This window comes from Nocardia rosealba (assembly GCF_020216065.1).
Classification (GTDB): Bacteria; Actinomycetota; Actinomycetes; order Mycobacteriales; family Mycobacteriaceae; genus Nocardia; species Nocardia rosealba.
On sequence record NZ_JAIWNA010000006.1, the window covers coordinates 212423 to 235442 of the forward strand.

Genomic DNA, 23020 nt, shown 5'->3' on the forward strand with positions numbered 1-23020 from the left:
CCTTGGGTTCCGTGCAGTGAATTGGGACCGATCGATCAGCGGTCGCGGTGATCGGTGATCGGGGTGCGTGGACCGAATTTCGGTTTGTGGGCCTGGCCGCTGAGCATGAGCAGACGCACGGCCCGATACCGGTGTGGGCGAAGAGGTTCCAGGTAGGCGACCATGGCGTCGTCGTCGATGGGGCGCCCGAACAGGCTCCAGCCGACGGTGGCGGCCAGGTGGTAGTCGCCGACGGAGAGGGCGTCGGCGTCACCGAACGCGCGCTGTGCGGTCTCGGCGACGGTCCACACGCCGATGCCCGGGATGCTGCGCAGCCGGGTCGCCGCTTCCCGCGGGTCGAGGCGGGCGGTGCGTTCGATGGCGTCGGCCACGCGGGCGGCGCGCACGATCGTCTGCGCGCGCTGTGGGCCCACATTGGCGCGATGGAATTTCCACGACGGGATCCGCCGCCAGGTGTCGGCGTCCGGTGCGATCATCAGGTCACCCGGCCCGGGGGCCTTGGTGCCGAACTCGCGCACCAGCGTGCGGTACGCCGCGAACGAGGACTTGGTGTGCACCTTCTGTTCGAGAATCGCCGGGATCAGCGATTCGAGCACCAGGCCGGTGCGCAGCATCCGCAGGCCGGGGACGCGGCGGTGCGCCTCGACCAGCTTGGGATGCTCGGGGGCGAAATCCTCGACGTTCTCCTCGAGGCACAGCATGCGGTCCAGGCCGCTGAGGAACTCCTCGGCACCGGGGCCCCAAGCGCGCGCGTGCACGCCGTCACGGCCGTCCTGGGTGAGCCGGTAGGTGACCGGGCCGCTCGGTAGGCGCGAGGCATGCCAGTGCGAGCCGTCCGGGTCGGTGCGATGGCAGGGATCGCCCATTCCCCGGCGCAGGGGCGCCACCGTGAGCCCCACGTCGAAGGGCCTGCTCGACCGGACCGTCCGCGACAGCCCGGCCAGGTCCGGGTTCAGGGTCTGGTCACGCACCGACCCATTGTGCGCCCTTCTCCCCCGGCGACGCCATTTCGTAATACCGACCGCATTCGCGACGATGAAACCCTCGTCGGCAAACAGTCGGCATCCCCTCGTCACAGGAGGCAACGGATGATCACGGACGCGCTCAACTGGCTGCTCGCCGCATGGGGCAATATCTTCGCAGGCAGCTCCGGGTATCAGATCCCGCCGGGCACCCTGCCCTTCGGCAGCTGAGCCTGCTCACCGTTCCAGCAGGTACCTGGCCAGATGCAGGCCGGGTCTGCGGGCCAGCTGGGCGGCCTGGGTGCGGCAGGAGAAGCCGTCGGCCAGGAAGATCGCGTCCGGTGCCAGCGTTTCCAGCGCCGGAAGCAGAGCATTGTTCGCGACCGCTACGGAGATGTCGTAGTGGCCGTGCTGCATGCCGAAGTTTCCGGCGAGCCCGCAGCAACCGGCCAGTTCCCGGACCGTCACGCCCATCGCCGCGAGGATGGTCCGTTCGGCGGTGAAGCCACCGACGGCATGCTGGTGACAGTGCGGCTGGACGACGACCGTGTCGGCCCGGGCGGGCGGGCGCCAGTCGGGGTGCTCGAGGAGGAATTCGGCGAGCGTGCGGACAGACGCGGCCACCCGGGCGGCGCGTGGGTCGTCGGGGAGGAGCTCGGGGAGGTCGGCGCGCAGGGTGGCGGTGCAGGACGGTTCCAGCCCGACCACCTTGCCGCCCTCGGCCACGTGCGCGGCGAGCGCGTCGACGGTGCCGCGCAGGCGGGTGCGGGCGCCGTCGAGCTGGCCGGTGCTGATCCAGGTGAGACCGCAGCAGACCCGGGTGGCGGGGACGACGACCCGGTAGCCGAGCCGTTCGAGGAGTTCGGTTGCGGCGAGGGCGTTTTCGGGGTCGAAGGTGTCGGTGAAGGTGTCGATCCAGAGCATGACGGTGCCGCGCTCACCCGGCTGAGTGCCGGAATCCCGGCCGATCGCGAGCTGCGCGAAGGGGGAGAACGCGCGCGACAGTGGCTCGGTGCGCTGGTTTCCGCCCAGCGTCGACCATATTCGGCGGAACGACTTCGGTGCCAGCGTCGGCATCTCGCGGCGAGTGTCTATGCGAGACAGTCGCATTCCGATTCGGCGCAAGAAGGTCGCGGCGGCGAGGGTGTTGACCAGGCGTGGGGCACGTTGAGCCAGGGCGAGCCAGCGCGGGAGTTGGCCGAGCACGTAGTGATCCACAGGGCGAAGGCGGCGGCGGTAGCGGCGGTAGAGCGTCTCGGACTTGTAGGTGGCCATGTCGACGCCTGCCGGGCAGTCCGAGGAGCAGGCTTTGCACGACAGGCACAGGTCGAGGGACTCCTCGACTTCCTTTGCGCGCCAGTCCAGTTCCCCACGGACCACTTCCTGGAGGACCCGCGCGCGGCCACGTGTGGTGTCCTTTTCATCGCCGGTCGCCAGGTACGACGGGCACATGAAGCCACCCGATGCACCGGTGTCGGCTCGGCACTTGCCGATTCCTACACATCTGTGCACAGCTGTGGATAAATCACCCTTGTCGTTGTGGAGGGCGAAGCCATGGGCGCGGACCGGGCTCAGACCGGCTACGCGCAGGTCGGTATCGACGGGGCTCGGGGCGACCAGCACGCCCGGGTTCAGGATGTCGTCCGGGTCGAACAGGGATTTGAAGCCGGCGAAGGCGGTGCGTGCGGCCGGTGAGTACATGACCTCGAGCAGTTCGGAGCGGGCGCGGCCGTCACCGTGTTCGCCGGACAGTGAACCACCGTGGCGCACAACCAGATGCGCCGCGTCGAAGAGGAAGGAGCGGAAGCGCTGTGGGGCGTCGGTGATGGGGAAGTCGAGGCGGACATGGATGCAGCCGTCACCGAGATGGCCGTAGAGGAGCCCGGATACGTCGTATTCTTCGGTGAGCGAGGCGAATTCGCGCAGGTAGGTCCCGAGATTTACCGGCGGGACTGCGGCATCCTCCCAACCAGGCCAGGCAGGCTTGCCGTCGGGGGAGCGGCCGGCGAGTCCCGCACCGTCGGCCCGGATACGCCAGAGTGCTTTCGTCTCAGCGGCATCCGTGACGATGCGGTGGTCGTCGGCGTGAGCTTCCCTGACGAGTTGCCGGGCTACCGCCAGGGCTTCGGCGGGTGTGGCGCCGGCGGTTTCGACGAACAGCCAGCCGCGGCCGCGTGGGAGGTCGGGGACCGTGCCGCGGTGGGTGCGCACGACGTCGACCAGACCGGCATCGATTCCCTCCACCGCGATCGGTGCGCACTGCATGACAGCCGCGATATCGTCTGCGGCCGAGGCGATATCGGCGTAGCCCAGCACGGTGAGGACTGTCGCGCCCGGCAGGGGTGCCAGCTCGACTTCGGCCTCGAGCAGCAAGCCGCACGTTCCTTCCGAGCCGACGAAGGCCTTCGCTATCGACGAACCTCGTTCCGGTAAGAGGTGTTCCAGGCTGTATCCCGACGCCTGCCTGTCGAACCGGCCGAGTTCTGTCCGCAGCACCGCGAGGTTGTCGCGGGTGAATTCGGCCAGGCCCGGTATCGCGGAAAGCCCGGATGTTCGGAGGCCGCTGTCCAGCAATCGGCCGTCGGCGTGCGACCGCGCAAGCGTGGAAGGGCCGGTGCCGAAGCGCCGCTCGGTGGCCGTTCCGTCGAGAATGCGCAGTTCACGCACCGTGTCGGAGGTTCGGCCCCAGGCCAGGGCATGGGGGCCGCAGGCGTTGTTGCCGATCATGCCGCCGAGGGTGCAGCGGTCCTGGGTGGAGGGATCGGGACCGAAACGCAGGCCGTGCGGGCGCAGGTGGGCTTGGAGGTCGGAGAGTACGAGACCCGGTTGGACCCGTGCGGTTGCGGACTCCACGTCGACCGCACGCACGGCATTCATATGGCGGCTGAAGTCGACGACGATCCCGGGGCCGATCGCGTTTCCGGCGACGGAAGTGCCCGCCCCGCGCGGGGTCACGGACAGGCTGTTCTCGCGCGCGAATTCGAGCGTCGCCGCCACATCGTCGTCGCCGCGCGGGAACACGACCATGGTGGGCCGGACGCGATAGTTGGAGGCGTCGGAGGAGTACTCGGCCAGTCTGCGCGAGGACACATCGACCACGCAGCCGACCCGCGCTCGCAAGGCATCGGCCGCCCGCTCCGCATCAACGCGCCTCGTCACCCGTCCAGCCTATTCCCGGTAGTTGCCTCGGCCCGGGCGCCCACCCGGACGCACGCCGGGCCATTCGGCACTACTCGGGTCGACAAGCTCCGGCCGTGCCGCCGCAGCCGACCGGGGAGGCCCGCCTCAGCAAGGACCGGCCGGTCAGCCTGCAGAAGGGGCAGCGGGTCACCCCGCACAGGCCCCTGCACTCGGCACCATGCAGTTACTGCCACCTCCCGGTCCAGGTGTATGGTGCCGAATTTCGGCTTGCTCTCAACCTAACTTGAGGTTCTACTGTCGGTGGGCAGGAGTTGACTGGGCGGGGAGCCGAGGGAGAACACACATGAGTATCGAGTCCGTGGCCTACAGCCAGATGTATCGGCGGATGAACGCGCCGGAGGAGGAGCGGCCGTTCAGCATGGCCACCGCGCGCCGGATCCTGCTGTTCGCGCAGGCACATCGGCGCCGGATTTCGGCGTTCCTGCTGCTCAGCGTGGTTGCCGCCGTGCTCGGCGTCGCGACACCCGTGCTGGCGGGCAAGGTGGTCAACGGCATCGTGAATGGGTCGGCGCCGCGCACGGTGGTGATTCTGGCGCTCGCCATCGCGGGGTTGGCGATCGTCGACGCGGGGCTCGGGCTGGTGATCCGGTGGTTGTCGGCGCGGATCGGCGAGGGGCTGATCCTCGATCTGCGGACCGCCGTGTTCGACCACGTGCAGAAGATGCCGGTGGCCTTCTTCACCCGGACCAGGACCGGTGCGCTGGTGAGCCGGCTGAACTCCGATGTGATCGGGGCGCAGCGCGCGTTCAGCGACACCCTGTCCGGCGTGATCACCAATCTGGTGACGCTGCTGCTCACCCTCGCGGTGATGCTCAGCATCTCCTGGCAGATCACGCTGCTGGCGCTCGTGCTGCTCCCGGTGTTCGTCATCCCCGCCCGGCGCGCGGGTAATCGGCTCGCGGAGATGCAACGCGAGGCCGCCCAGCTCAACGCGGCCATGAGCACCCAGATGACCGAGCGGTTCTCCGCGCCCGGCGCCACCCTGGTGAAGCTGTTCGGCAGGCCGCAGCAGGAGTCGGCGGAATTCGCGGTCCGGGCCACCCGGGTGCGCGATATCGGGGTGCGTACGGCGATGCTGCAGACCACGTTCGTCACCTCGCTCACGCTGGTATCGGCGCTGGCGCTGGCCCTGGTCTACGGCCTCGGCGGTTGGTACGCGCTGGCGGGCAGCCTCGACGCCGGGTCGGTCGTCGCGCTGTCGCTGCTGCTGACCAGGCTCTACACTCCGCTCACCGCGCTGGCGAGTGCCCGGCTCGAGATCATGTCGGCACTGGTGAGTTTCGAGCGGGTGTTCGAGGTGCTGGACCTGAAGCCGCTGATCGAGGACGCGCCCGGGGCCGTCGCGGTGCCCGACGGCCCGGTCTCGGTGGAACTGGACGGCGTGCACTTCGGGTACCCGTCGGCCGACAAGGTGTCGCTCGCCTCGCTCGAGGACGTCGCGACGCTCGACACGCGCGGCGGGGTGGAGGTGCTCCACGATGTGTCGCTGCGCGCCGAACCCGGCCAGCTGATCGCGCTCGTCGGCTCCTCCGGTGCGGGCAAATCGACCATCGCCCAACTGGTTTCGCGCCTCTACGATGTCGATTCCGGCGCGGTCCGGCTCAACGGCACCGACGTGCGTGAGCTCACCACCGAATCGATCCAGCGCGCCGTCGGCCTGGTCACCCAGGACGGGCACCTGTTCCACGACACCATCCGCGCCAACCTGCTGCTCGCGCGCCCCGAAGCCACCGAAGACGAACTCTGGGACGCGCTGCACCGCGCCCGCCTCGGCGACCTGGTCGACTCGCTCACCGACGGCCTCGACACCGTCGTCGGCGAACGCGGCTACCGCCTCTCCGGCGGTGAACGCCAACGCCTCACCATCGCCCGCCTACTGCTCAAGCAGCCCCGCGTGGTGATCCTCGACGAGGCAACCGCCTCCCTGGACTCCACCTCCGAAGCCGCCGTCCAGGAAGCCCTCACCGAGGCCCTCACCGGCCGCACCGCCCTGGTGATCGCCCACCGCCTCTCGACCATCCGCGCCGCCGACCAGATCCTCGTCCTGGAAGACGGCCGCATCATCGAACGCGGCACCCACGCCGACCTCCTCAACGCCGACGGCCGCTACGCCGAGCTGTACCGCACCCAGTTCGCCGACGACCCGATGACCCCCGCCATCGCCTGACCCAGGCACCACTCGGCCGGAAGCCACCCGAGTCCACCACCGACCGCACTCCGCGCCCACCCGGCACCAACCGAACCCACTACCCGCCAATGCGGCGTTGCCCTTCGTGCAGGCGCTCATCTCGGCCAGCGGCGGCACGCTGTCGCCCGGCAAGTAGCCCTCAGCTCTGTCACGGGGGCCGGCCTATCGGCCGGCCCCCGGTCGCTCTTCGAGAAGTCAGCAGGCTCGTACCACCGATGAACACACCCGCATTCCGCACCCTCCTCGCTGCGGCCTGTGCCGCCGCCCTGGCCACCGCTCCCGTGCCCGCCGACGGCCGACTGCGCGCCCACGTGGCACCACCCCAAATCCGCCACCTACCGCACAACCTGGCCGCCTACCGCACCCCCAGCCCACGTGGCACCACACCAGCTGGCCACCTGCCGCACCCCGCAGCCGATGCGGCACTGCTCAAGTCCCGCCTCCCACCGCACACCCAGTCCACCTGGCACCACACCAGCTAGCCACCTGCCGCACCCCCCAGCCGACGCGGCACCGCGCAAGCTGGCCACCTGCCGCACCCCCCAGCCCACGTGGCACCGCGCAAGCTGGCCGCCTACCCCAACCCACGTGGCACCGCTCGAGTCCGCCACCTACCGCACTCCCAGCCGCACGGCACCACTTAAGTCCGCCATGACCGCACTCCCAGCCCCGCACGACCCGACCTCGAGGAGGGTCCGCCGCGAAGCGGCGCAGCGGCCCCTCAGGGGCCGCGCTCGAGCGCGCCAGCGCTCCAACAAACACAGCCCAATACCTTTGTGGTGCACAAAACACCGAGGCAGTGCCGCGTCCTAAAAAGGCCCCCGACCTCAGAACTCGCCCGCGACCCCGATCACCGTGCGACCGGAGTGCGTACCCTCCTTGATCGACTGCAGGACATTGCCCACTTCGACGATCGGAGCGAACGACTCCAGCGATGAAAGATGCTGCGGCCGAAGCTCTTTACCAAGAGCCGTCCACAGTGCACGGCGCTTCTCGATAGGCAGGAACACCGAGTCGATACCCAGCAGACTCACCCCGCGCAGAATGAACGGCAGCACCGTGGCGGGCAGGTCGGACCCGCCGGTGAGCCCGCTGGCCGCGACCGCACCGCCGTAGCCGATGGAGCTGAGGACGAATGCCAGCGAGGAGCCGCCGACGCTGTCGACCGCGGCAGCCCAGTTCGCCTTGTTCAGCGGGCGCGGCTTGGCCTCAGGATCGAGCGGGAGCCGACCGATCACCTCGTTGGCGCCGAGTTCGGCGAGCAGGTCGCCCGCGTCGGTCTTGCCGGTCGAGGCGATCACCTCGAAGCCCAGGCCGGACAGGATGTCGATGGCGACGGTGCCGACACCGCCGGTGGCGCCGGTGACGAGCACCGCGCCGTCGTCGGGGGTGAGGCCGTGGTCGAGCAGGGCCTGCACGCTCATCGCGGCGGTGAAGCCCGCGGTGCCGATGGTCGCGGCGTCGCGGGTGTCGAGGCCGTCGAGTTTGACCACCCATTCGGCGGGCACCCTGGTGTATTCGGCGAAGCCGCCGTTGCGGGAGACACCCAGGTCGTAGCCGTGCGCGATCACCTGGTCACCGACGGCGAAGTCCTCGGACTCCGAGGCGGTCACCTCGCCGGTGAGGTCGATGCCGGGGACGATCGGGTAGTTGCGGACGACCCCACCGCGCGGCGTGATCGCCAGCAGGTCTTTGTAGTTCGCACTCGAGTAGTGGATCTTGATCGTCACATCGCCGGTGCCGAGGAAATCGTCCCCTACCTCCTCCCGACCGAGCACGATCCCACCATCCGACTCACGGGCCACCATCGCGGAGAAGTTCATGAGCCGAGCATACGAGTCATCCACCCGTCCAGCGACGAATCAAATCCTGGACGTTCGATCATCACCCTCCGGTGGCGCGAGCCTCCCGGCCGATGCCACCACCAGAGCGTGGTGATCACTCGTCCAAGGGCAGGAGCTCGAGGCGGACGCCGAGGAGGCGGACGGGGCGATCGAGGTCGAAGCGGTCGATGACGGCAAGGGCCGTGTCGACGATGGTGGCGATGTCGGAGGTCGGCTGGGGGAGTTTGCGCTGCTTGCTGCGGGTGTAGAACGTTTTGGTTCGCACGGTGACCGAGACTCGGGTGCTCACGCGGTTATGGGCGAGCATCTCCTCGGCGACTTCGGTTGCGATGCGGGCGACCTCGCGGCGGATCTCCTCGGGGTCGGTGAGGTCGTGTGGAAAGGTCTCGGACTTGCTGCGGCCCACCGGGATTCGCGGAGTGGTGGTCAGCTCGGTGTCGCCTTTGCCGTGGCCGAGAACCCACAGGTACGGGCCGGTGTTGGGGCCGAACTCGGCGGCGAGGCGTTGGCGGTCGGCGGCCATCAGATCGGCGACGGTGGCGATATCGAGTTCGGCCAGACGTTTGGCGATGCGTGCCCCGACGCCCCAGAGCGCATCGGTGGGGCGGTGGCCCATGAGTTCGGTCCAGTTCGCGGCGGTGAGCTGGAAAATGCCCCCTGCTGCTCCTGCGTCGTGTTCGGGTTCGGCTGACGTTTTGCCGGTGGACTTGGCGAAGCCGGTGGCCAATTTGGCGGTGAGCTTATTGTCCCCGATGCCGACGGAGCAGGTGAGACCTAGTTCGGTGACAGCACTCCGGATTTCGGCGGCGAGCTGCCAGGGATCACTGTCGGAGGCGACGAAGGCCTCGTCCATGCCCCACACCTCCACCGCACCGGCCACCCGGGCGAGCGTGGCCATGATCTCCTCGGAGGCGGCCTCGTAGGTCGCCATGTCCAACGGCAGGAACACACCGTCGGGACACTTGCGCTGCGCGGCTTTCAGCGGCATCCCCGCGCGCACGCCGAAGGCCCTGGCCGGATAGGAAGCGCAGGTCACGACCTTGCGGGGTTGGGATGGGTCGCCCTCACCGCCCACGATGACGGGCTGTCCGCGCAGCTCGGGGCGACGCCGGAATTCCACCGCCGCCTGGAACTGGTCGAGATCGACATGCAGGAGCCACCGGGGCACTGTTCCGTTCTATCGCATCACCGCCGCGATGGCGCCCACCTCTTGCGAACGGCGCAAAACAGAACTAAATTCTGGTTATGAAGATCCGAGATCGGTTGCTGCTCGCCGCGGAGCGGCAGTTCGCCGAACACGGTGTCCTCGATGCCACGCTCAACGACATCCGCGCCGCCGCCGAAGCCAGCGTCGGCGCGCTCTACCACCACTTCCCCGACAAAGCCGACCTGTACCGGCAGGTCTGGGTCAACGCGCTCACCGACTATCAACAGCACTTCTACGACGCCGTCGCCGACTGTGCCGACGCCGAGACCGGCGTCGTCGCGGGCGTGCACGCGCATCTGCGCTGGGTGCAGGAAAACCAGTACCGCGCAACCGTTCTCACCGCCGCACGACCGCCGGGTGTGCGCGAGAGCGAGCGCAATCTGGAGTTCTTCGCCTCGGTCCGCCGCTGGTGGCGGACCCATGTCGCGTACGGCACGGTGCGCGACCTCGAACTCGACCTCGTCTACGCCCTGTGGCTCGGGGCGGCACAGGAATACAGCCGCCAATGGCTTGGTGGCAATATCCGTACCGCGCCAACCGATGTCGCTCCCGAACTCGCCGCAGCCGCTTGGGCGACCCTGCGGGTCGAGGGCGCCGAATAGTCACCGAGCACCGCCACTCGAAGAACGGAACACCCGATGCCGACCGAAGCCACCTCCCTCGACCTCGACCTGGCCCGGCAGGTACTCGCCGCGCAACCCTTCGCTCGTCTCGTCGGTACCGAACTGACCGAATTCGGCGACGGTGCAGCCACATTGGTGATCGAGATCCAGCCCGAGCACGGCCAGCAGTTCGGCTTCGTGCACGGCGGTGTGCTCGCCTACGCAGCCGACAACGCACTCACCTTCGCCGCCGGAACCGTACTCGGGCCCAATGTCCTCACCGGCGGCTTCACCATCACCTACCTGCGCCCGGCCAAGGGGGAGCGGCTGCGCGTGCACGCCACGGTGCTCGGCGCCACCCGCCGCCAGGCCGTCACCCACTGCGACGTCTACGCCGAGACCGAGGGCGAGGAACCGATCCACTGCGCCGTGGCCCAGGGCACGACCCGCCGCGTCGAGAAGGACCTGACCCCCACGGCCGAAACGGACGAGGACACCGAATTCGAGGACGACGAGGACGAATACGAGACCGACCAGCTCACCGTCGTCACCGCGGACATGGCCGAACTACCGCCGACCGTCAGCCGGTAGCCCGGCGCACGAGAAAAGGGGCCACGCACGAATGCACGGCCCCTTTTCGATCAGGCGCTGACGGCGAACGTACCGTCGGCGGCCGGTTCGGCGATGGGCTCGATGGCGTAGGCCAGGATGTCGGCCACGTCGGCGACGGGGCGCACGTCCAGGGCCTCGAGCACCTCGGCGGGCACCTCGTCCAGGTCCGGTTCGTTGCGGGCCGGGATGAAGACCGTCTTCAGGCCGGCTCGCTGCGCGGCGAGCAGCTTCTGCTTCACCCCGCCGATCGGCAGGACCCGGCCGTTGAGAGTGACCTCGCCGGTCATCCCCACATCGGCGCGCACCTGACGATCCAGCGCCAGCGACACCAGGGCGGTGACCATGGTGACACCCGCCGACGGACCGTCCTTGGGTACCGCGCCCGCCGGGAAGTGGATGTGGATATTGCGGTCGAGCACCTTCGGCTCGATCCCGATCTCCTCCAGGTGCGAACGCACGTAGGTGAGCGCGATCTGCGCCGACTCCTTCATCACGTCACCCAGCTGGCCGGTGAGGGTGAGCGACCGCTCGCCCTCGGCGGCGTTGGCCTCGATGTAGAGGACATCGCCACCGGCACCGGTCACCGCGAGGCCCGTCGCCACACCGGGGACGGCGGTGCGTTCCACCGAGTCCGGGGTGAAGCGGGGGCGGCCGAGGTAGTCGGTCAAGTTGTCCACATCGATCACCAGGCTCTGCACCTGGCCCGCCGGCTGCGGACCGGTACTGATGTCGATGACATTGTCGTAGCCGAGTTCGGGGTCGTACCCGAGAGTCGCCTCGCCGTCCGTCGCAGCGCTGACCTGCGCCTTGTCCGTGAACGCCCCACTGCTCGGCTCCGCATCACCGGTCACCAGGCGAGTTGCCGCCTTGCGCAAGGCCTTTGCGACCAAACGCTCCATCTGGCGAACTCCGGCCTCCCGGGTGTAGTTCGCCGCGACCTCCCGCAACGCCTCTTCGGTGATCGAGACCTCTTCCGCCGTCAGCGCATTGCGCTCCAGCTGCCTCGGGACGAGGAAGTCGCGCGCGATCGCCACCTTGTCGGCCTCGGTGTAGCCGTCGACCGTGATGAGTTCCATGCGGTCGAGCAGCGGGCCGGGGATGGTGTCCATGACGTTGGCGGTCGCGATGAACAGCACGTTGGACAGGTCGAGGTCCAGATCCAGGTAGTGATCGCGGAAGGTGTGGTTCTGCGCGGGGTCGAGCACCTCGAGCAGCGCCGCCGCTGGATCACCGCGGAAGTCGGAACCGACCTTGTCGATCTCGTCCAGCAGGACAACGGGATTCATCGACCCCGCCTCCTTCACCGCGCGGACGATGCGGCCCGGCATGGCACCGACGTAGGTACGGCGGTGGCCGCGGATCTCGGCCTCGTCGCGCACGCCGCCGAGGGCGACACGAACGAACTTGCGGCCCAAGGCCTTCGCGACCGACTCGCCGAGCGAGGTCTTACCGACACCGGGCGGGCCGACGAGCACCATCACCGCACCCGAGCCGCGGCCGCCGACGACCTCGAGCCCACGCGACGCGCGACGCGAGCGCACCGCGAGGTACTCGACCATGCGGTCCTTCACCTCGTCGAGCCCGTGGTGATCGGCGTCGAGGATCGCACGGGCACCCGAAACATCGGTGTTGTCTTCGGTTTTCACCGTCCACGGCAGGTCGAGGACGGTGTCGAGCCAGGTGCGGATCCAGCCCGACTCGGGGCTCTGGTCGCTGGCGCGTTCGAGCCTGCCGACCTCGCGCAACGCCTCGGCGCGCACGTTCTCGGGCAAGTCGGCGTTCTCCACGCGGGTGCGGTAGTCGTCGGCGCCGTCGGGCTCGTCCTCGCCGAGTTCCTTGCGAATGGCGTTGAGCTGCTGGCGAAGCAGGAATTCGCGCTGGCTCTTCTCCATGCCGTCGCGCACTTCTTCGCTGATCTTCTCGGTGACCTCGACCTCGGCGATATGGGCCTTGATCCACTCGATCTGCTTGGTCAGCCGCTGCGCGACATCGGGGGTCTCCAGCAGTTCGCGCTTCTGCTCGTTGGACAGATACGGCGCGTAACCGGCGGTGTCGGAGATGGTTTCGGGGTTGTCGAGCTGGTTGACGATATCGATGATCTGCCAGGCCTCGCGGCGCTGCAGGACGGCGATCACCAGCTTGCGGTACTCGGCGGCGAGCTCGGTGGTCCGTTCGTCGGGCGCGGGCGCCTCGACGGGTTCGGCCTCGACCCACAGCGCAGCACCCGGCCCGGTGACCCCGTGTCCGATCCGCGCCCGGCGCTCGGCCTTGAGCACGGCCGCGGGCGCGCCACCGCGCATCCGGCCGATCTGTTCGATGGTGGCGACCACGCCGTAGGAGGCGTAGCCCTCGTCCAGGCGCGGCGCCACGAGCACGGCGCCGGTCTTGCCTGCCTGCGCGGCGTCGATGGCGGCCTGCGCGGATTCGTCCAGTTCGATGGGCACGACCATGCCCGGCAGCACGATCGGATCGGTCAGGAACAGCACCGGCAGGTTCTGAGCTGTAGTCATATCGACCCTTCCAAAAGTTGAGCTTTGCTGACTCAACTACAGAAGATCGCACTTTGTTCCGACCCCGGCAACCGTTCACTCACGGCGAACGAAACGCCGAACGCCCCCTGCTCCCGAGGGGTAGGTGGGAGCCGAGGGCGTTCGTGCGTTGATGGTGTTTCGAGGGTTCTAGAGGTTGCGCCGGAGCCTTTCGGTCGGAGGATCAATCGTGCGGCCACGGCTGCTCAGCACACCGAGGACGATGCCCGCGATCACGAAGATCGCGCCGAGGATGCCGAGGATCACCGGCAGGGTCTTGCCGAAGAGGTCGAGCTTGTCGAGGCTCTCCTGGGTAACGGCGAGCTGGGCGTCGATGGTCTCCTCGTCGAAGACCAGGTGCGACTTCAGCACGGTGACGTCGACCTTGTCCGCGCTGCGGCCGTAGAACATGTGGATGCTCTCGCCGCCCTTGAGAACGGCGCCGGTCCTCGGCTCCACCCACACGTCGCGGGTGTTGGTGTAGTAGCGGGTCATGGTGACCGGCTCGGTGCCCTCGAGGCCCCACTTGGCGGCGGGCAGGGCGAGCTGATACGAGGGGTGCTTGACGACGTCCCACATGTTCGTCACCGGGATGGTCTGCCGGAAGTGGTAAACCGGCACGCCCTTGATCTCCGACTCCTCGACGAAGTCGATGTCATAGGTGGCGCGGGCGTTGAGGTCGAAGTACGGGTACGACTTCTTCTCGGTCCCGATCGGGAAGCGGTACTGCAGGCCACGACGCTGCAACTCGGTGGGGATCTCGGCGCCCGACTTGGGATCCTGAGCCACGGCGATCGAGCCGTTGGGCGAGGCGTCGATCGGCTCGCCGGAGACACGGTCGATGGTTACGCGGTCGACCGAGGCGGTGAGCAGGCCGTTTTGGGGATCGAGGTCGTCGCGACGCAGCGTCTGACCGGCCTGGACGGTCATCTGGTCGGCGTCCGAGGGCTCCTCGACCGTCAGGAAGCGCTGCGAGAAGAGCGGCACATTGGTGTGCACCGTCGCCGCACCCTCGGGCGAGGTGAGCGACTTCGCGTCGAGCACGAGGCTTTCCTCACCGGGAACACTCTTGGCGATGGTGGTGATCCGCAGGTCCAGTGGCGTCTTGGCCACCTTGCCGACGGTGTAGGTGGGAATCATGGCGGCGCACGCGAGCAGCAGCGCACCGAGACCGACGAGGATGCAGGCGATGATCCTGCGCACGTTGCTCATCGGCTGCCGTACGTGACGTTGCCGAGCAGCGACGAACCCGGGTCACCGGTCGTCTCCGGCTCGGGAATCGAATTCTGTTGCGCGCCAGCGGTGATGCCCAACACGGCAATCACCCCGAGGATCGCGCCGGCCAGCCCGCTGATCAGGCCGGGGACGGCAAACTTCATAGATCGAACTCCAATTGCGTTGTGCCGGTTCAGGCGACGGAGAAGAACCCGATGGTCGGGGCGAACGAGCAGGTCCGGTTACCGTCGGCGGTTTCGGTGGTGAGCGAGCCGGTGACGACCGCGACGACCCGGCCCGCGCCGGTGTCGGCGATGGCCGACAGGGTGGCGGGCCCGTCGGGGTTGATGCCCGCCGCGTTGGTGAGCACCTGGGTGCCGGTGCGGCGGTTGTCGATGTTGACCCACTGCACGGTCATCGGTGGGGTCTGCTCGGCGGTGGGGGTTTTGGTGCCGAGCGCGGTGAACACGAAGCCGGTCTGGCCCGCGGCGGGTCCCGGCGGGGGCAGTTCGGCCGGGCCGGGCACGGCCAGCGCGGTGCCGACCGAGTCGGAGGTGGGGCCGATGCAGCCCTTGCCGATGGTCGGGTACAGGAACTGCGCGATGCGCGGGCCGTCCGACGGCGGCAGTTCGGGGCCACCACCGCCGCTGCCGTCGAGGAACTTGATGATCCGCTCGAGGGTCGACTTGACCTGCGCGGGGATGCCGGGGGTTGCCAGCAGCAGGCGCGCCTGGGCCAGGATCGCGGCCTGTCCGCCGTCGGCGATGAGGCCGGGGCCGGAGATGGCGCCTACGATCGTCGGTGCCAGCGCTGCCAGCGTCTCGGAGGGCACGTTCTCCGCGATGGCGGGAACGCTCTGCTGCGCCGCATGCTGCGGTGCGGCCAGGGTTGGCGTGGGCGCCACGAGTACAGCACTCGCCGCTAGTACGAAAGCAGACACTGCGGTCCGCGATCCTCGGGTGCTCAGCACTGGTCGGCCGTCCTTCGTTCGGTGGATAAATGGAGCGACCCGGAATTCACAGGAATGTCTGTGTTATCCGGAGTTTCAGATACTTTGGAGAGGTGACTACAGCGGACAGACGGTATGGGGGTCGTACGGTCGTCGCGCGTAAAGCCGAGCGCCGACAGCGATTCCTGGAAGCAGCGACGCGAATCTTCGCCGAACGCGGGTACGCCACGTGCTCGCTCGCCGAGGTGTGCGCGGCCGCCGGGCTGTCCAAGCGGCAGTTCTACGAGGAGTTCGAGACCCGCGAAGACGTGCTGGTGGCGGCCTACGACCGCATCCAGGACGACGCCGCCGCGGCCGTCGCCGCCGCGCTCGCCGAACTCACCACGCCCACCGACCCCCAGCTCGCGCTGCACGCGGGTTTCCGCGCGTACCTCGAATCGCTCGGCTCGGACCCGTACCGGGCCCAGGTCGCGCTCATCGAGGTGGTCGGGGTGAGCGACCGGATGGAGAACCACCGCCGCTCGCGCAGGCACGCGTGGTCGGTACTGATCGGTTCGGCGCTGGTGGACATCGGCGTGCGCCTGCGTGGCGACGCCGAACTCACCACCGCCCTGCTCACCGGTGCGGTGACGGGAGTCGCTCACGAGTGGCTGTTGCGCGAGTCCCGGCCGCCGGTCAGCGAACTGGTGGATCTGCTGACCGGTGCCGCCTTGGCGCTTGTCGATTTCGATTGATTCGCGCGCAGCCGACGAGAGGGTGGCAAATACGTGCGCCTGCCGCCTACTCAATCAACTCCCTTTCCGGACATTGTGAGACCGAACGGCTTCACAGTGTGGGACGAGAGTCTGGCACAGGAGTGACTCAGGTCGCAACGGCAGAATTTCTGAGACGGGTATCACCTGTGCGTTTGTAGATTGTCACTATCGCGATATCGGCCATTCGAGGACGTCCGACAGGGCCTCAGGTTACTGGTCAGTCGCCCGATTAGGGCCGCATTCGGCAGCCTTCCGGCAATTGAACAGCAACCTGTTCTACCTACTTCTTGTGCAGGGTGCCCGCGATGGAACCGCCGAACACTCCGGGCGTGCTGTACCGAAGCGTGCCGTCCGGCTGGCGGGTGACGGTGGAGGTGTTGCCGTCGTCGACGCAGTCGCCGTACGTATCACCCGTGAGGCGCGCGCGGAAGACCAGGCGGTCGGCGGTCGCCTGGGTGAGCGTCTCGGCCCGTTCGCAACGCGTCTGCGAGATCTGGCCCGTATTGGACGCCGTGGCCAGCTCCTGGCCGACCTCGCCCGGACCGATGGTCAGCACGATGTCGAAGGTGACGAGGCCGTCGGCGGCCTGGCCGGTCCAGGTGCCGATGAAGGAATCCGGGACGCTCGATACCGATTGGGTGCTGGTCTCGGTGCCGGTCGGGGGCATGCCCGGCGGAATCGTCAGCGTGGCGGTGCCCGATCGGTCGCCGAGCCGTATGCCGATGAGCGAGGCCATGACGGCGGCGACGACCGCTGTCACGGAGACGGCCGCGATCAGAAGGGTGCGGGTTCGGGTGCGATGAGGGGCGTTCCCCGGTGACGGGGCATGCCCATGCGGCGCCGAGGTGTGCCCGCCTGGTGGTCTGGTATGGCCGCCCGGTGGCGAGGTATGGCCGCCCGGTGGGAAGGTGTGCCCGCCCGGGTGCTGGGCGTGGACACCTGAGGTCGAGCCGTGGCCGCCCGGCGGCTGGGTAGGGCCGCCTGGTGTCGTTGTCCGCGCGACCGGGGGCGGGTACGACACGGTCTGCGGTCGGGCGGGCGCGGTGATGCCCGCGAGGGCAGTCGGGTCCGTGCGGTGACTCGGGGGAACCGCCGTCGGGCGGGCGTCCGGGTCGGTGTCGAGGTCGAGCAGTCGCACCGCGCGCATGCTCACGTCCTGCATGACGAGCGGTGGGAGCCAGCCCGCGCCGTCGGGGGTGCCGATCTTCCTCGACTCGGCAAGCGCCTGTTGTGGCGTCGGGCGGTCAGCGGGGTTCTTGGCCAGGCATGCTTCGATCAGTGGCCGGAAGCTCGGTGGCACGGCGTCGAGGTTCGGCTGCTCGTAGACGATGCGGTAGAGCAGCTGCACTATGTCGGCGGTGCCGAACGGGCCGTGCCCGCAGGCGGCGAAGGTCAGGACACCGCCGAGGGCGAAGACGTCGCAGGCGGGACCGAGCGGTTCGCCGGTGATCTGTTCGGGGCACATGAAACCCGGTGAGCCGATGACTCTTCCGGTGGTGGTGAGCGCCGTGTCCTCGGTGGCCCGGGCGATACCGAAGTCGATCACCTTGGGCCCGTCGACGGCGAGCAGCACGTTCGACGGCTTCAGGTCGCGATGCACGATGCCGACCGAATGCACCGCAACCAGCGCTTCGGCCAGGCCGTGCGTGAGGGCGAGCAGGGATCGTTCGGGGAACGGGCCGTACTCGGTGACGGCGTCCGACAGGGAGATTCCGGCCACGTAACCCGTTGCCAGCCAGGGCGGGTGAGCGTCGACTTCGGCGTCGAGGACGGGTGCGGTGAAAGCGCCCACCACGCGTCGAGCGGCCGCGACCTCCCGCCGGAACCTCGCGCGCAGTTCCGGATCGCCGAGCAGATCCGGCCGGATCACCTTCACCGCCACCGTGCGACCACCGGAATTGCGGCCCAGATACACCTTGCCCATCCCGCCCGCGCCGAGGACACCGAGTAGCCGGTAGTCCCCGATCCGGCGCGGGTCGTCGGCGTTCAACGGCTGCATCGCGTGAGGTCCCCCTTCGAACGAACTACCTCGCGAGGTTATCCGGAATGCGGGCGCTCGGCGGGGCGGCGAGGGATCTCGGTGCGGGTGGTGATGCCGAGTTTGGCGAGGATATGTCGGACGTGCGTTTCGACGGTCCGCTCGGAAAGCACCAGGCGATGGGCGATCTCACGGTTGGTCGCGCCCGCCGCGACGAGGTCGTGTACCTCCCGTTCGCGGGCCGTCAGGGGGTCGGCGGTGCGGGTAGCGGTGGTGATCGCGGCGAGCAAGTCGTCGGCTTGCCGCATGCGGTGAGGCATGTGGAGACGGCGGAATGCGTTGGCGGCCTTTTCGGCGGCTGCGCGAGCCGAGGAGAGGTCGGTGATGCGGACCCCGCCGGGGCTGGTGTGGGCGGCACGCAGGCCGGCGGTCCGGCCACCACCGCTCAGGTCGGCGGAGGAGACGGCGGTGGGATCGGCACGCGGGCCGGTGGCGCGCCCGGCATGAGGGTCGGCGTCGTCGTCGACGCTCCGGTCGGGGTCGCTGGGAACGCGGATAGCGCGGGCCAGGTGGGTGCGGGCCAGGCCGAGGTGGCCGAGGGCGATGAAAGGGTGGGCGCCTATTTCGGTGTCCATGGTGAGGCCGAGGCGGTAGAGGTCGATGGCGGCGTTCAGGTGGCCTGCCACCCTGGCGTTGTCGGCGCGGACGCGGGCCAGGGAGCCGACGCAGATCAGGGCACCCGTGCCGTCGGCGGCGTAGTTGTGCTCGCGGCCGGCCAGCACACGGTAGACCCGGTCGGCGGTGGCGGCGTCGTCGAGCAGTTCGGCTACCAAACCGACCGAGTACACCGTTCCGTTCCAGCGTGGGCCGATCTCGAGGGTGTCGGGGAGCGAGCGGAGCGGCTCGAACAGGGTGCGCGCCTCGTCGAGATCGCCTGCCAGGGCGTGCATCATCGGGGAGAACAGTTGTGCGATAGGTATTTTCGGGGCGAAGGCCAGCGCGGCGACGGCTTCGTCCAGGACGGTGCGGTCGACGTATCCGACGATCACCGCATGCATTCCTCGGAAGGCGTGGTGCAGCCCGGCGAGGGAGTAGTCACCGATGCCGAGTGCCAATTCATAGGCGGCGGCGTCGAATTCGAGCGCGGCGTCGAGTTCGCCGACCAGGGCCGCGCGGGTGGCGCGCAAGCGCAGCAGGTGCCAGCGGGCCACCGGTAGCTTGCGGCGGTCGGCCAGGAGTTCGATGTGGTCGAGGGCGTTGTCGAAGGCGGGGAGGTCGCCGCGTTGCAGGGCGGCGTCGGCTGTCCACACATATCCCCAGAGCTGCGCCAGTGGTTGTTCGGCATCGACCGCGATCTCGATCGCCCGCGCGGCCAATACCGTTCTGTCTTCGAGGTATTCGGTGGTGGCCAGCGAGAGGTGACGGGCATGGATGACATCCAGCGCGACATCGGGATCGGTGGAACCCTCGGCGGCGCGCATGGCCTGCTCCGACAGACGTCTGGCCTCGGCACCCGCACCGCGATCGGCCGCCGACAGGGCTCGCTGGGCGAGTATGCGGGCGATCAGGTCGGCGTGCTCGGCGGGATCCAACTGCTGTAAAGCTCTGTCACACAGGTGATCCAGCTGTGTCATGACGGTCGGCGTCGTGACGCCGTGGACGACGAGACCCGCTTCGGCGAGCAGATCGGGGCGGCCCGCCTGCTCGGCGAGATCGCTCGCCCGCACGCAGTGCTCGAGACTGTCGGCGATCCGTCCGTCCGCGAACTCATCGCGCGCGAGGTCGATCAGCAACTCGGCCCGCTCCTCAGCAGCCGACCCGGCCGCGTCGATGGCCCACTGCCCGAACCGGATCGCCTCCGCATACGCTGCCGCCGCCCGAGCCGACCGCGCCGCCACCCGTGACCAGTACAGACACGACGGAGACTCCCCACACCCACTCGCCTGCCGCCAATGCGTCGCGATCAGACCCGCAAGCCCATCCCCGCAGCTCTCGGCCGAGGTGACCGCCGCCGCCCGATGCAGCACCGCCCGATGCGACGGCGCCAGATCGGCATACACCGCATCCCGGATCAACGCGTGCGCGAACCCGGTCGCACCCTCGGCGAAACGGCGCACGATTCCCGCCGCCGTCGCCGCGTCGAGCGCCCGAAGCACCCGCTCCCGCGCGCCCTCCACCTCCGGTTGGTTTCGACCACCAGCAGCACCGCGATTCGTGCGCAGGCCGGCAGACAGGGCGTCCTGTTCGACGCTCGTGCCCTGATCCAGCCGGTCTCGCGGTGCCGACTGCGTGCAAATCGACTCGTACACGCGGACAAGGAGCTCCACGTCTATCCGTTCACCGAGGACGGCCGCGGTGCCTAGGATGTCGATCTGTTCGGGGGAGAGGTGATCGAGGCGGGTGAGAACGAGGCGGCGGAAACCGGGGACCTCGATCAGGGGGTCTCCGGAGCGAGCCGGATCGGAATCGATGACCAGGCGGACCAGGAGGGGATTTCCGTCAGTGCGGGCGTGGACGCGGGGTGCGTATTCCGCAGGGAGGTGGTGGCATTCGAGCCAGTAGCGGACCTCGGGCTCGGAAAGGGTTGGGACGGACAGGAAATGGGCGTGCGGAAGGCGTAGCCAGTCGGGCTGGACGGCGAGGAGGTCGTCGCCCGCCGGTTCGCGGGCGGTGGCGACGATGAGCAGTCCGGTGCGCTCGGTCCGGGCGGCGACGTGGCTGAGCAGGGCGAGCGAGGTGGGGTCTGCCCAGTGCAGGTCCTCGACGATCAGCAGCAGGCCGGGCCCCGAGGACGCGGCGGTGAGGACGTCGGCGACCTCGGCGAACATCCGGAACCGGCGTTCGGCCGCGGCGCCCGGCTCGGCGACCGTGTCCAGCGCGGCGGCCAGACCGGGTACGGAACGGGCCGCGCGCCGCCACAACCACAGCGGCGGCATGCCCGCGTCGTCGACGGCATTGCCGCGCGCCACCGGCATATCCGCTTCGGCGGCGAGCTCGGCTGCCCGGTCGGCCAGCCACGACTTGCCGATCCCGGCGGGCCCGCTCACCAGCACGAATCGACCCGAACCCGACTGCGCGGCCAGCACCGCGGCCCGCAACCGGGCGAGCTCCTCGTGCCGCCCGACGACCGGAGTCTGCATCGTCCCAGTATCCGCGCATCGGGCGAAGTTCAGTACCGCGAATACGTACCGGCACTGATCCGCGCAAGCCCGCAGGCGGCAATCCTGAGATCACCACGTCATCGCAGGTCAGGAGCCCATCATGTACGCACACCTCGTCTGGTTCGACCGCCCACGCGGCGCCGCCGAACTGGCGGCCGCCGACTTCGCCGCCACCCACCGCATCCAGCCCGCCGTCGCCGCCGTGCCCGGCCTGCTCGACTTCTACGAATTGCGCCGCGACGACGGATCAGGCCTGGTGATCGGCGTCGCCGAAACCGAGTCCGCCATCCACGCCGTACGCGCGGCCGTCCTCGCCACCGAACTGCTGCCGGGTGAGGATCCGGCCCTGCTGCCCGGACCCGACCGGGTGGAGATCCTCCCGGTCCACGTGCACCGCGACCGGGCGACCATCTACGCCGAAGGAGCACGGTCGTGAACCCGATCATGACGGCCACCGACTGGGTGGCCGACACCGCACACAGCACCGCCGCCTTCCAGGTGGGCCATTTCGGGCATCCCGTCCGCGGCGAGGCCCCGGTGATGGCCGGTCTGCTCACACTGGCACCCGACGGCCGACCGGTCACCGCCACAGGCGTGATCCACCTCGCCGCGATCGACACCGGCCACGCCCGGCGCGACCGCGACCTGCGCAAACCACGCCTGCTCGACCTCGACCGTCATCCACGGATGACCTTCACCGCCGAAGACATCACCGCCGAGGACGGTCGGTGGCGCGTCGCCGGGGTCGCCTCGGCGCGCGGACGGACCGTGCCGCTGATCTTCACCGTCGACGCCTTCGACGTCACAGACACGACCGTCACCGTCACCGCCTCGACGGTCCTCGACCGCACCCAACTCGGCCTGCGCGCGCCGTCGCTGCTGATCGGGCGGTGGATCGACATCACCGTCCGGGTGGTGCTGCGCCCGGCGCTACAGGTCGGCTAAGGCCAGACCGGTGAGCGGGTTGCCGATGCGGACCAGTTCGGTGTCGGTGCCCGCGCCCAGGTCGACCAGGCGGATCGAGCCGCCGAGGTCGCTCACATAGAAGTGGGCGTCGAACCCGGCCAACCCGATGGCCTCGCGATACCCGCGCGACAAGATCTTCGGCCGGCCCACGTCGGGTTGGACGAGAGCCTCGTTGAGCGAGTTGCCGTCGGGTTCGGCGCCGCGATCGGTCCACATCAGCGTGTGGGTGCCGCGCAGGTGCAGATCGATCGGCTCCGGCAATCCTGTCCACAGCATCTCGATATCGGTGCGGGCGGCCGGGTCCATGCCGGCGGGCAGGTCGATCGGGGCGCGGAAGATCCGGCCCTCGCCCGCATCGGGAGAGCCTTTCTGCGACCAGTAGACGAGGCGGCGATCGGTGTCGAGGCAGATACCTACGCACCAATTCGTCTGCAGCTGAGCGTCGGTGCCCGCGACGACGAGTGGTCGCAGGTCGTCACCGTTCAGGTCGCAGGTGAGCACCGACATGCCTTCCCGGTCACACCAATACAACCGCCCCGCTTCGAAATCGGCGGTGAGCTGTTTACCCGTGGTGAACGAGCCGGGCGCGAGGAGGGTCGTGCGGTTGCCGCCGTCGAGGTCGACTCGTTCGAGAGAACCGTTGCGGGAGAAGAACTCCGGTTCGATCCCCGGCCGACCGCCGGGATCGGGGCGGCCCATGTTGGTCCAGTAGATGTGGCCGCGCAACTGGTCGACGACGATGCCGTCCGGTGTCTGATCGAGTCCGCTCACCAGCGTGCGGACCTCGCTGCCGTCGAGTGAAACGGCGAGGACGGCACCGGCTGCCAGATCGAGGGCCAGCAAGTCGGTCAC

17 protein-coding genes and 1 pseudogene are annotated in these 23020 nt (G+C 68.9%); 7 read left to right on the plus strand and 11 right to left on the minus strand.

Annotation, left to right across the window (positions count from 1 at the left end; all coding sequences use genetic code 11):
* Positions 1–35: 35 nt before the first annotated feature.
* The gene (locus LDL21_RS22220) at positions 36–971 is read right to left on the minus strand and encodes a DNA-3-methyladenine glycosylase family protein (RefSeq protein ID WP_225281601.1); all 936 of its coding nucleotides are present in this window, start codon (positions 969–971) and stop codon (positions 36–38) included.
* Positions 972–1199: 228 nt separating this feature from the next.
* Positions 1200–4121 (minus strand): FAD-binding and (Fe-S)-binding domain-containing protein, encoded by a 2922-nt coding sequence (locus LDL21_RS22225; protein ID WP_225281602.1) that lies wholly within the window; start codon positions 4119–4121, stop codon positions 1200–1202.
* Positions 4122–4446: 325 nt separating this feature from the next.
* On the opposite strand from LDL21_RS22225, the gene LDL21_RS22230 reads away from it, so the two are divergent.
* Both LDL21_RS22230 and LDL21_RS22235 read left to right on the plus strand, forming a co-directional pair.
* The gene (locus LDL21_RS22230; RefSeq protein WP_225281603.1) at positions 4447–6330 is read left to right on the plus strand and encodes an ABC transporter ATP-binding protein; all 1884 of its coding nucleotides are present in this window, start codon (positions 4447–4449) and stop codon (positions 6328–6330) included.
* Between the two features lie 236 nt (positions 6331–6566).
* Positions 6567–6833 (plus strand): hypothetical protein, encoded by a 267-nt coding sequence (locus tag LDL21_RS22235; RefSeq protein WP_225281604.1) that lies wholly within the window; start codon positions 6567–6569, stop codon positions 6831–6833.
* 345 nt (positions 6834–7178) lie between these two features.
* On the opposite strand, the gene LDL21_RS22240 is transcribed toward LDL21_RS22235, so the two are convergent.
* Both LDL21_RS22240 and LDL21_RS22245 read right to left on the minus strand, forming a co-directional pair.
* The gene (locus LDL21_RS22240) at positions 7179–8174 is read right to left on the minus strand and encodes an acrylyl-CoA reductase family protein (protein ID WP_225281605.1); all 996 of its coding nucleotides are present in this window, start codon (positions 8172–8174) and stop codon (positions 7179–7181) included.
* 115 nt (positions 8175–8289) lie between these two features.
* Positions 8290–9363 (minus strand): DNA polymerase IV, encoded by a 1074-nt coding sequence (locus tag LDL21_RS22245; protein ID WP_225281606.1) that lies wholly within the window; start codon positions 9361–9363, stop codon positions 8290–8292.
* A gap of 77 nt (positions 9364–9440) precedes the next feature.
* On the opposite strand from LDL21_RS22245, the gene LDL21_RS22250 reads away from it, so the two are divergent.
* Together LDL21_RS22250 and LDL21_RS22255 are read left to right on the plus strand one after the other, a co-directional pair.
* Complete coding sequence (locus LDL21_RS22250; protein WP_181698572.1) at positions 9441–10004, plus strand: TetR/AcrR family transcriptional regulator; 564 nt, start codon at positions 9441–9443, stop codon at positions 10002–10004.
* Positions 10005–10040: 36 nt separating this feature from the next.
* Positions 10041–10469 (plus strand): annotated as a pseudogene (locus tag LDL21_RS22255) (PaaI family thioesterase); the annotation flags it as partial.
* A gap of 176 nt (positions 10470–10645) precedes the next feature.
* Here LDL21_RS22255 and lon read toward each other — a convergent pair.
* From lon to LDL21_RS22275, 4 genes are all read right to left on the minus strand, one after another.
* Entirely contained in the window at positions 10646–13126 is a 2481-nt protein-coding gene (lon, locus tag LDL21_RS22260; protein WP_225281607.1) for an endopeptidase La, read from the minus strand.
* A 168-nt stretch (positions 13127–13294) separates the two neighbouring features.
* Positions 13295–14356: a cell envelope lipid trafficking protein PgfA gene (pgfA, locus tag LDL21_RS22265; RefSeq protein ID WP_181698570.1), complete on the minus strand. Its 1062-nt coding sequence runs from the start codon at positions 14354–14356 to the stop codon at positions 13295–13297.
* The gene (locus tag LDL21_RS22270; RefSeq protein ID WP_084457534.1) at positions 14353–14523 is read right to left on the minus strand and encodes a DUF2613 domain-containing protein; all 171 of its coding nucleotides are present in this window, start codon (positions 14521–14523) and stop codon (positions 14353–14355) included. Before LDL21_RS22270 ends, pgfA begins: the two co-directional genes overlap by 4 nt.
* A gap of 29 nt (positions 14524–14552) precedes the next feature.
* Positions 14553–15329, minus strand: coding sequence for an Rv1157c family protein (locus tag LDL21_RS22275; RefSeq protein ID WP_181698569.1), 777 nt, complete (start codon positions 15327–15329; stop codon positions 14553–14555).
* Between the two features lie 92 nt (positions 15330–15421).
* Here LDL21_RS22275 and LDL21_RS22280 point away from each other — a divergent pair, with 92 nt between their 5' ends.
* A complete protein-coding gene (locus LDL21_RS22280; protein WP_225281608.1) occupies positions 15422–16042 on the plus strand; it encodes a TetR/AcrR family transcriptional regulator in 621 nt (206 codons plus the stop codon).
* Between the two features lie 301 nt (positions 16043–16343).
* Here LDL21_RS22280 and LDL21_RS22285 read toward each other — a convergent pair whose 3' ends face one another.
* A complete protein-coding gene (locus tag LDL21_RS22285; protein ID WP_225281609.1) occupies positions 16344–18062 on the minus strand; it encodes a serine/threonine-protein kinase in 1719 nt (572 codons plus the stop codon).
* A 38-nt stretch (positions 18063–18100) separates the two neighbouring features.
* Positions 18101–21181, minus strand: coding sequence for a helix-turn-helix transcriptional regulator (locus LDL21_RS22290; RefSeq protein WP_225281610.1), 3081 nt, complete (start codon positions 21179–21181; stop codon positions 18101–18103).
* 121 nt (positions 21182–21302) lie between these two features.
* Between LDL21_RS22290 and LDL21_RS22295 the strand changes: the two genes are divergently transcribed.
* Together LDL21_RS22295 and LDL21_RS22300 are read left to right on the plus strand one after the other, a co-directional pair.
* Positions 21303–21638, plus strand: coding sequence for a hypothetical protein (locus LDL21_RS22295; RefSeq protein ID WP_225281611.1), 336 nt, complete (start codon positions 21303–21305; stop codon positions 21636–21638).
* Positions 21635–22147, plus strand: a complete 513-nt coding sequence (locus LDL21_RS22300) for a YceI family protein (RefSeq protein ID WP_225281612.1) — start codon at positions 21635–21637, stop codon at positions 22145–22147. The genes LDL21_RS22295 and LDL21_RS22300 overlap by 4 nt, the downstream gene beginning before the upstream one ends.
* Here LDL21_RS22300 and LDL21_RS22305 read toward each other — a convergent pair.
* Positions 22133–23020 carry a hypothetical protein gene (locus tag LDL21_RS22305; RefSeq protein WP_225281613.1) on the minus strand — a complete coding sequence of 296 codons (888 nt, stop codon included), beginning with the start codon at positions 23018–23020 and terminating at the stop codon, positions 22133–22135. The two genes, LDL21_RS22300 and LDL21_RS22305, sit on opposite strands and share 15 nt — an antisense overlap.

Coding starts and splice junctions, on each gene's coding strand:
- LDL21_RS22230 (WP_225281603.1), top strand. CDS start 4,447: ATGAGTATCGAGTCCGTGGCCTACAGCCAGATGTATCGGCGGATGAAC.
- LDL21_RS22235 (WP_225281604.1), top strand. CDS start 6,567: ATGAACACACCCGCATTCCGCACCCTCCTCGCTGCGGCCTGTGCCGCC.
- LDL21_RS22240 (WP_225281605.1), bottom strand. CDS start 8,174: ATGAACTTCTCCGCGATGGTGGCCCGTGAGTCGGATGGTGGGATCGTG.
- LDL21_RS22250 (WP_181698572.1), top strand. CDS start 9,441: ATGAAGATCCGAGATCGGTTGCTGCTCGCCGCGGAGCGGCAGTTCGCC.
- lon (WP_225281607.1), bottom strand. CDS start 13,126: ATGACTACAGCTCAGAACCTGCCGGTGCTGTTCCTGACCGATCCGATC.
- pgfA (WP_181698570.1), bottom strand. CDS start 14,356: ATGAGCAACGTGCGCAGGATCATCGCCTGCATCCTCGTCGGTCTCGGT.
- LDL21_RS22270 (WP_084457534.1), bottom strand. CDS start 14,523: ATGAAGTTTGCCGTCCCCGGCCTGATCAGCGGGCTGGCCGGCGCGATC.
- LDL21_RS22285 (WP_225281609.1), bottom strand. CDS start 18,062: ATGCAGCCGTTGAACGCCGACGACCCGCGCCGGATCGGGGACTACCGG.
- LDL21_RS22290 (WP_225281610.1), bottom strand. CDS start 21,181: ATGCAGACTCCGGTCGTCGGGCGGCACGAGGAGCTCGCCCGGTTGCGG.
- LDL21_RS22295 (WP_225281611.1), top strand. CDS start 21,303: ATGTACGCACACCTCGTCTGGTTCGACCGCCCACGCGGCGCCGCCGAA.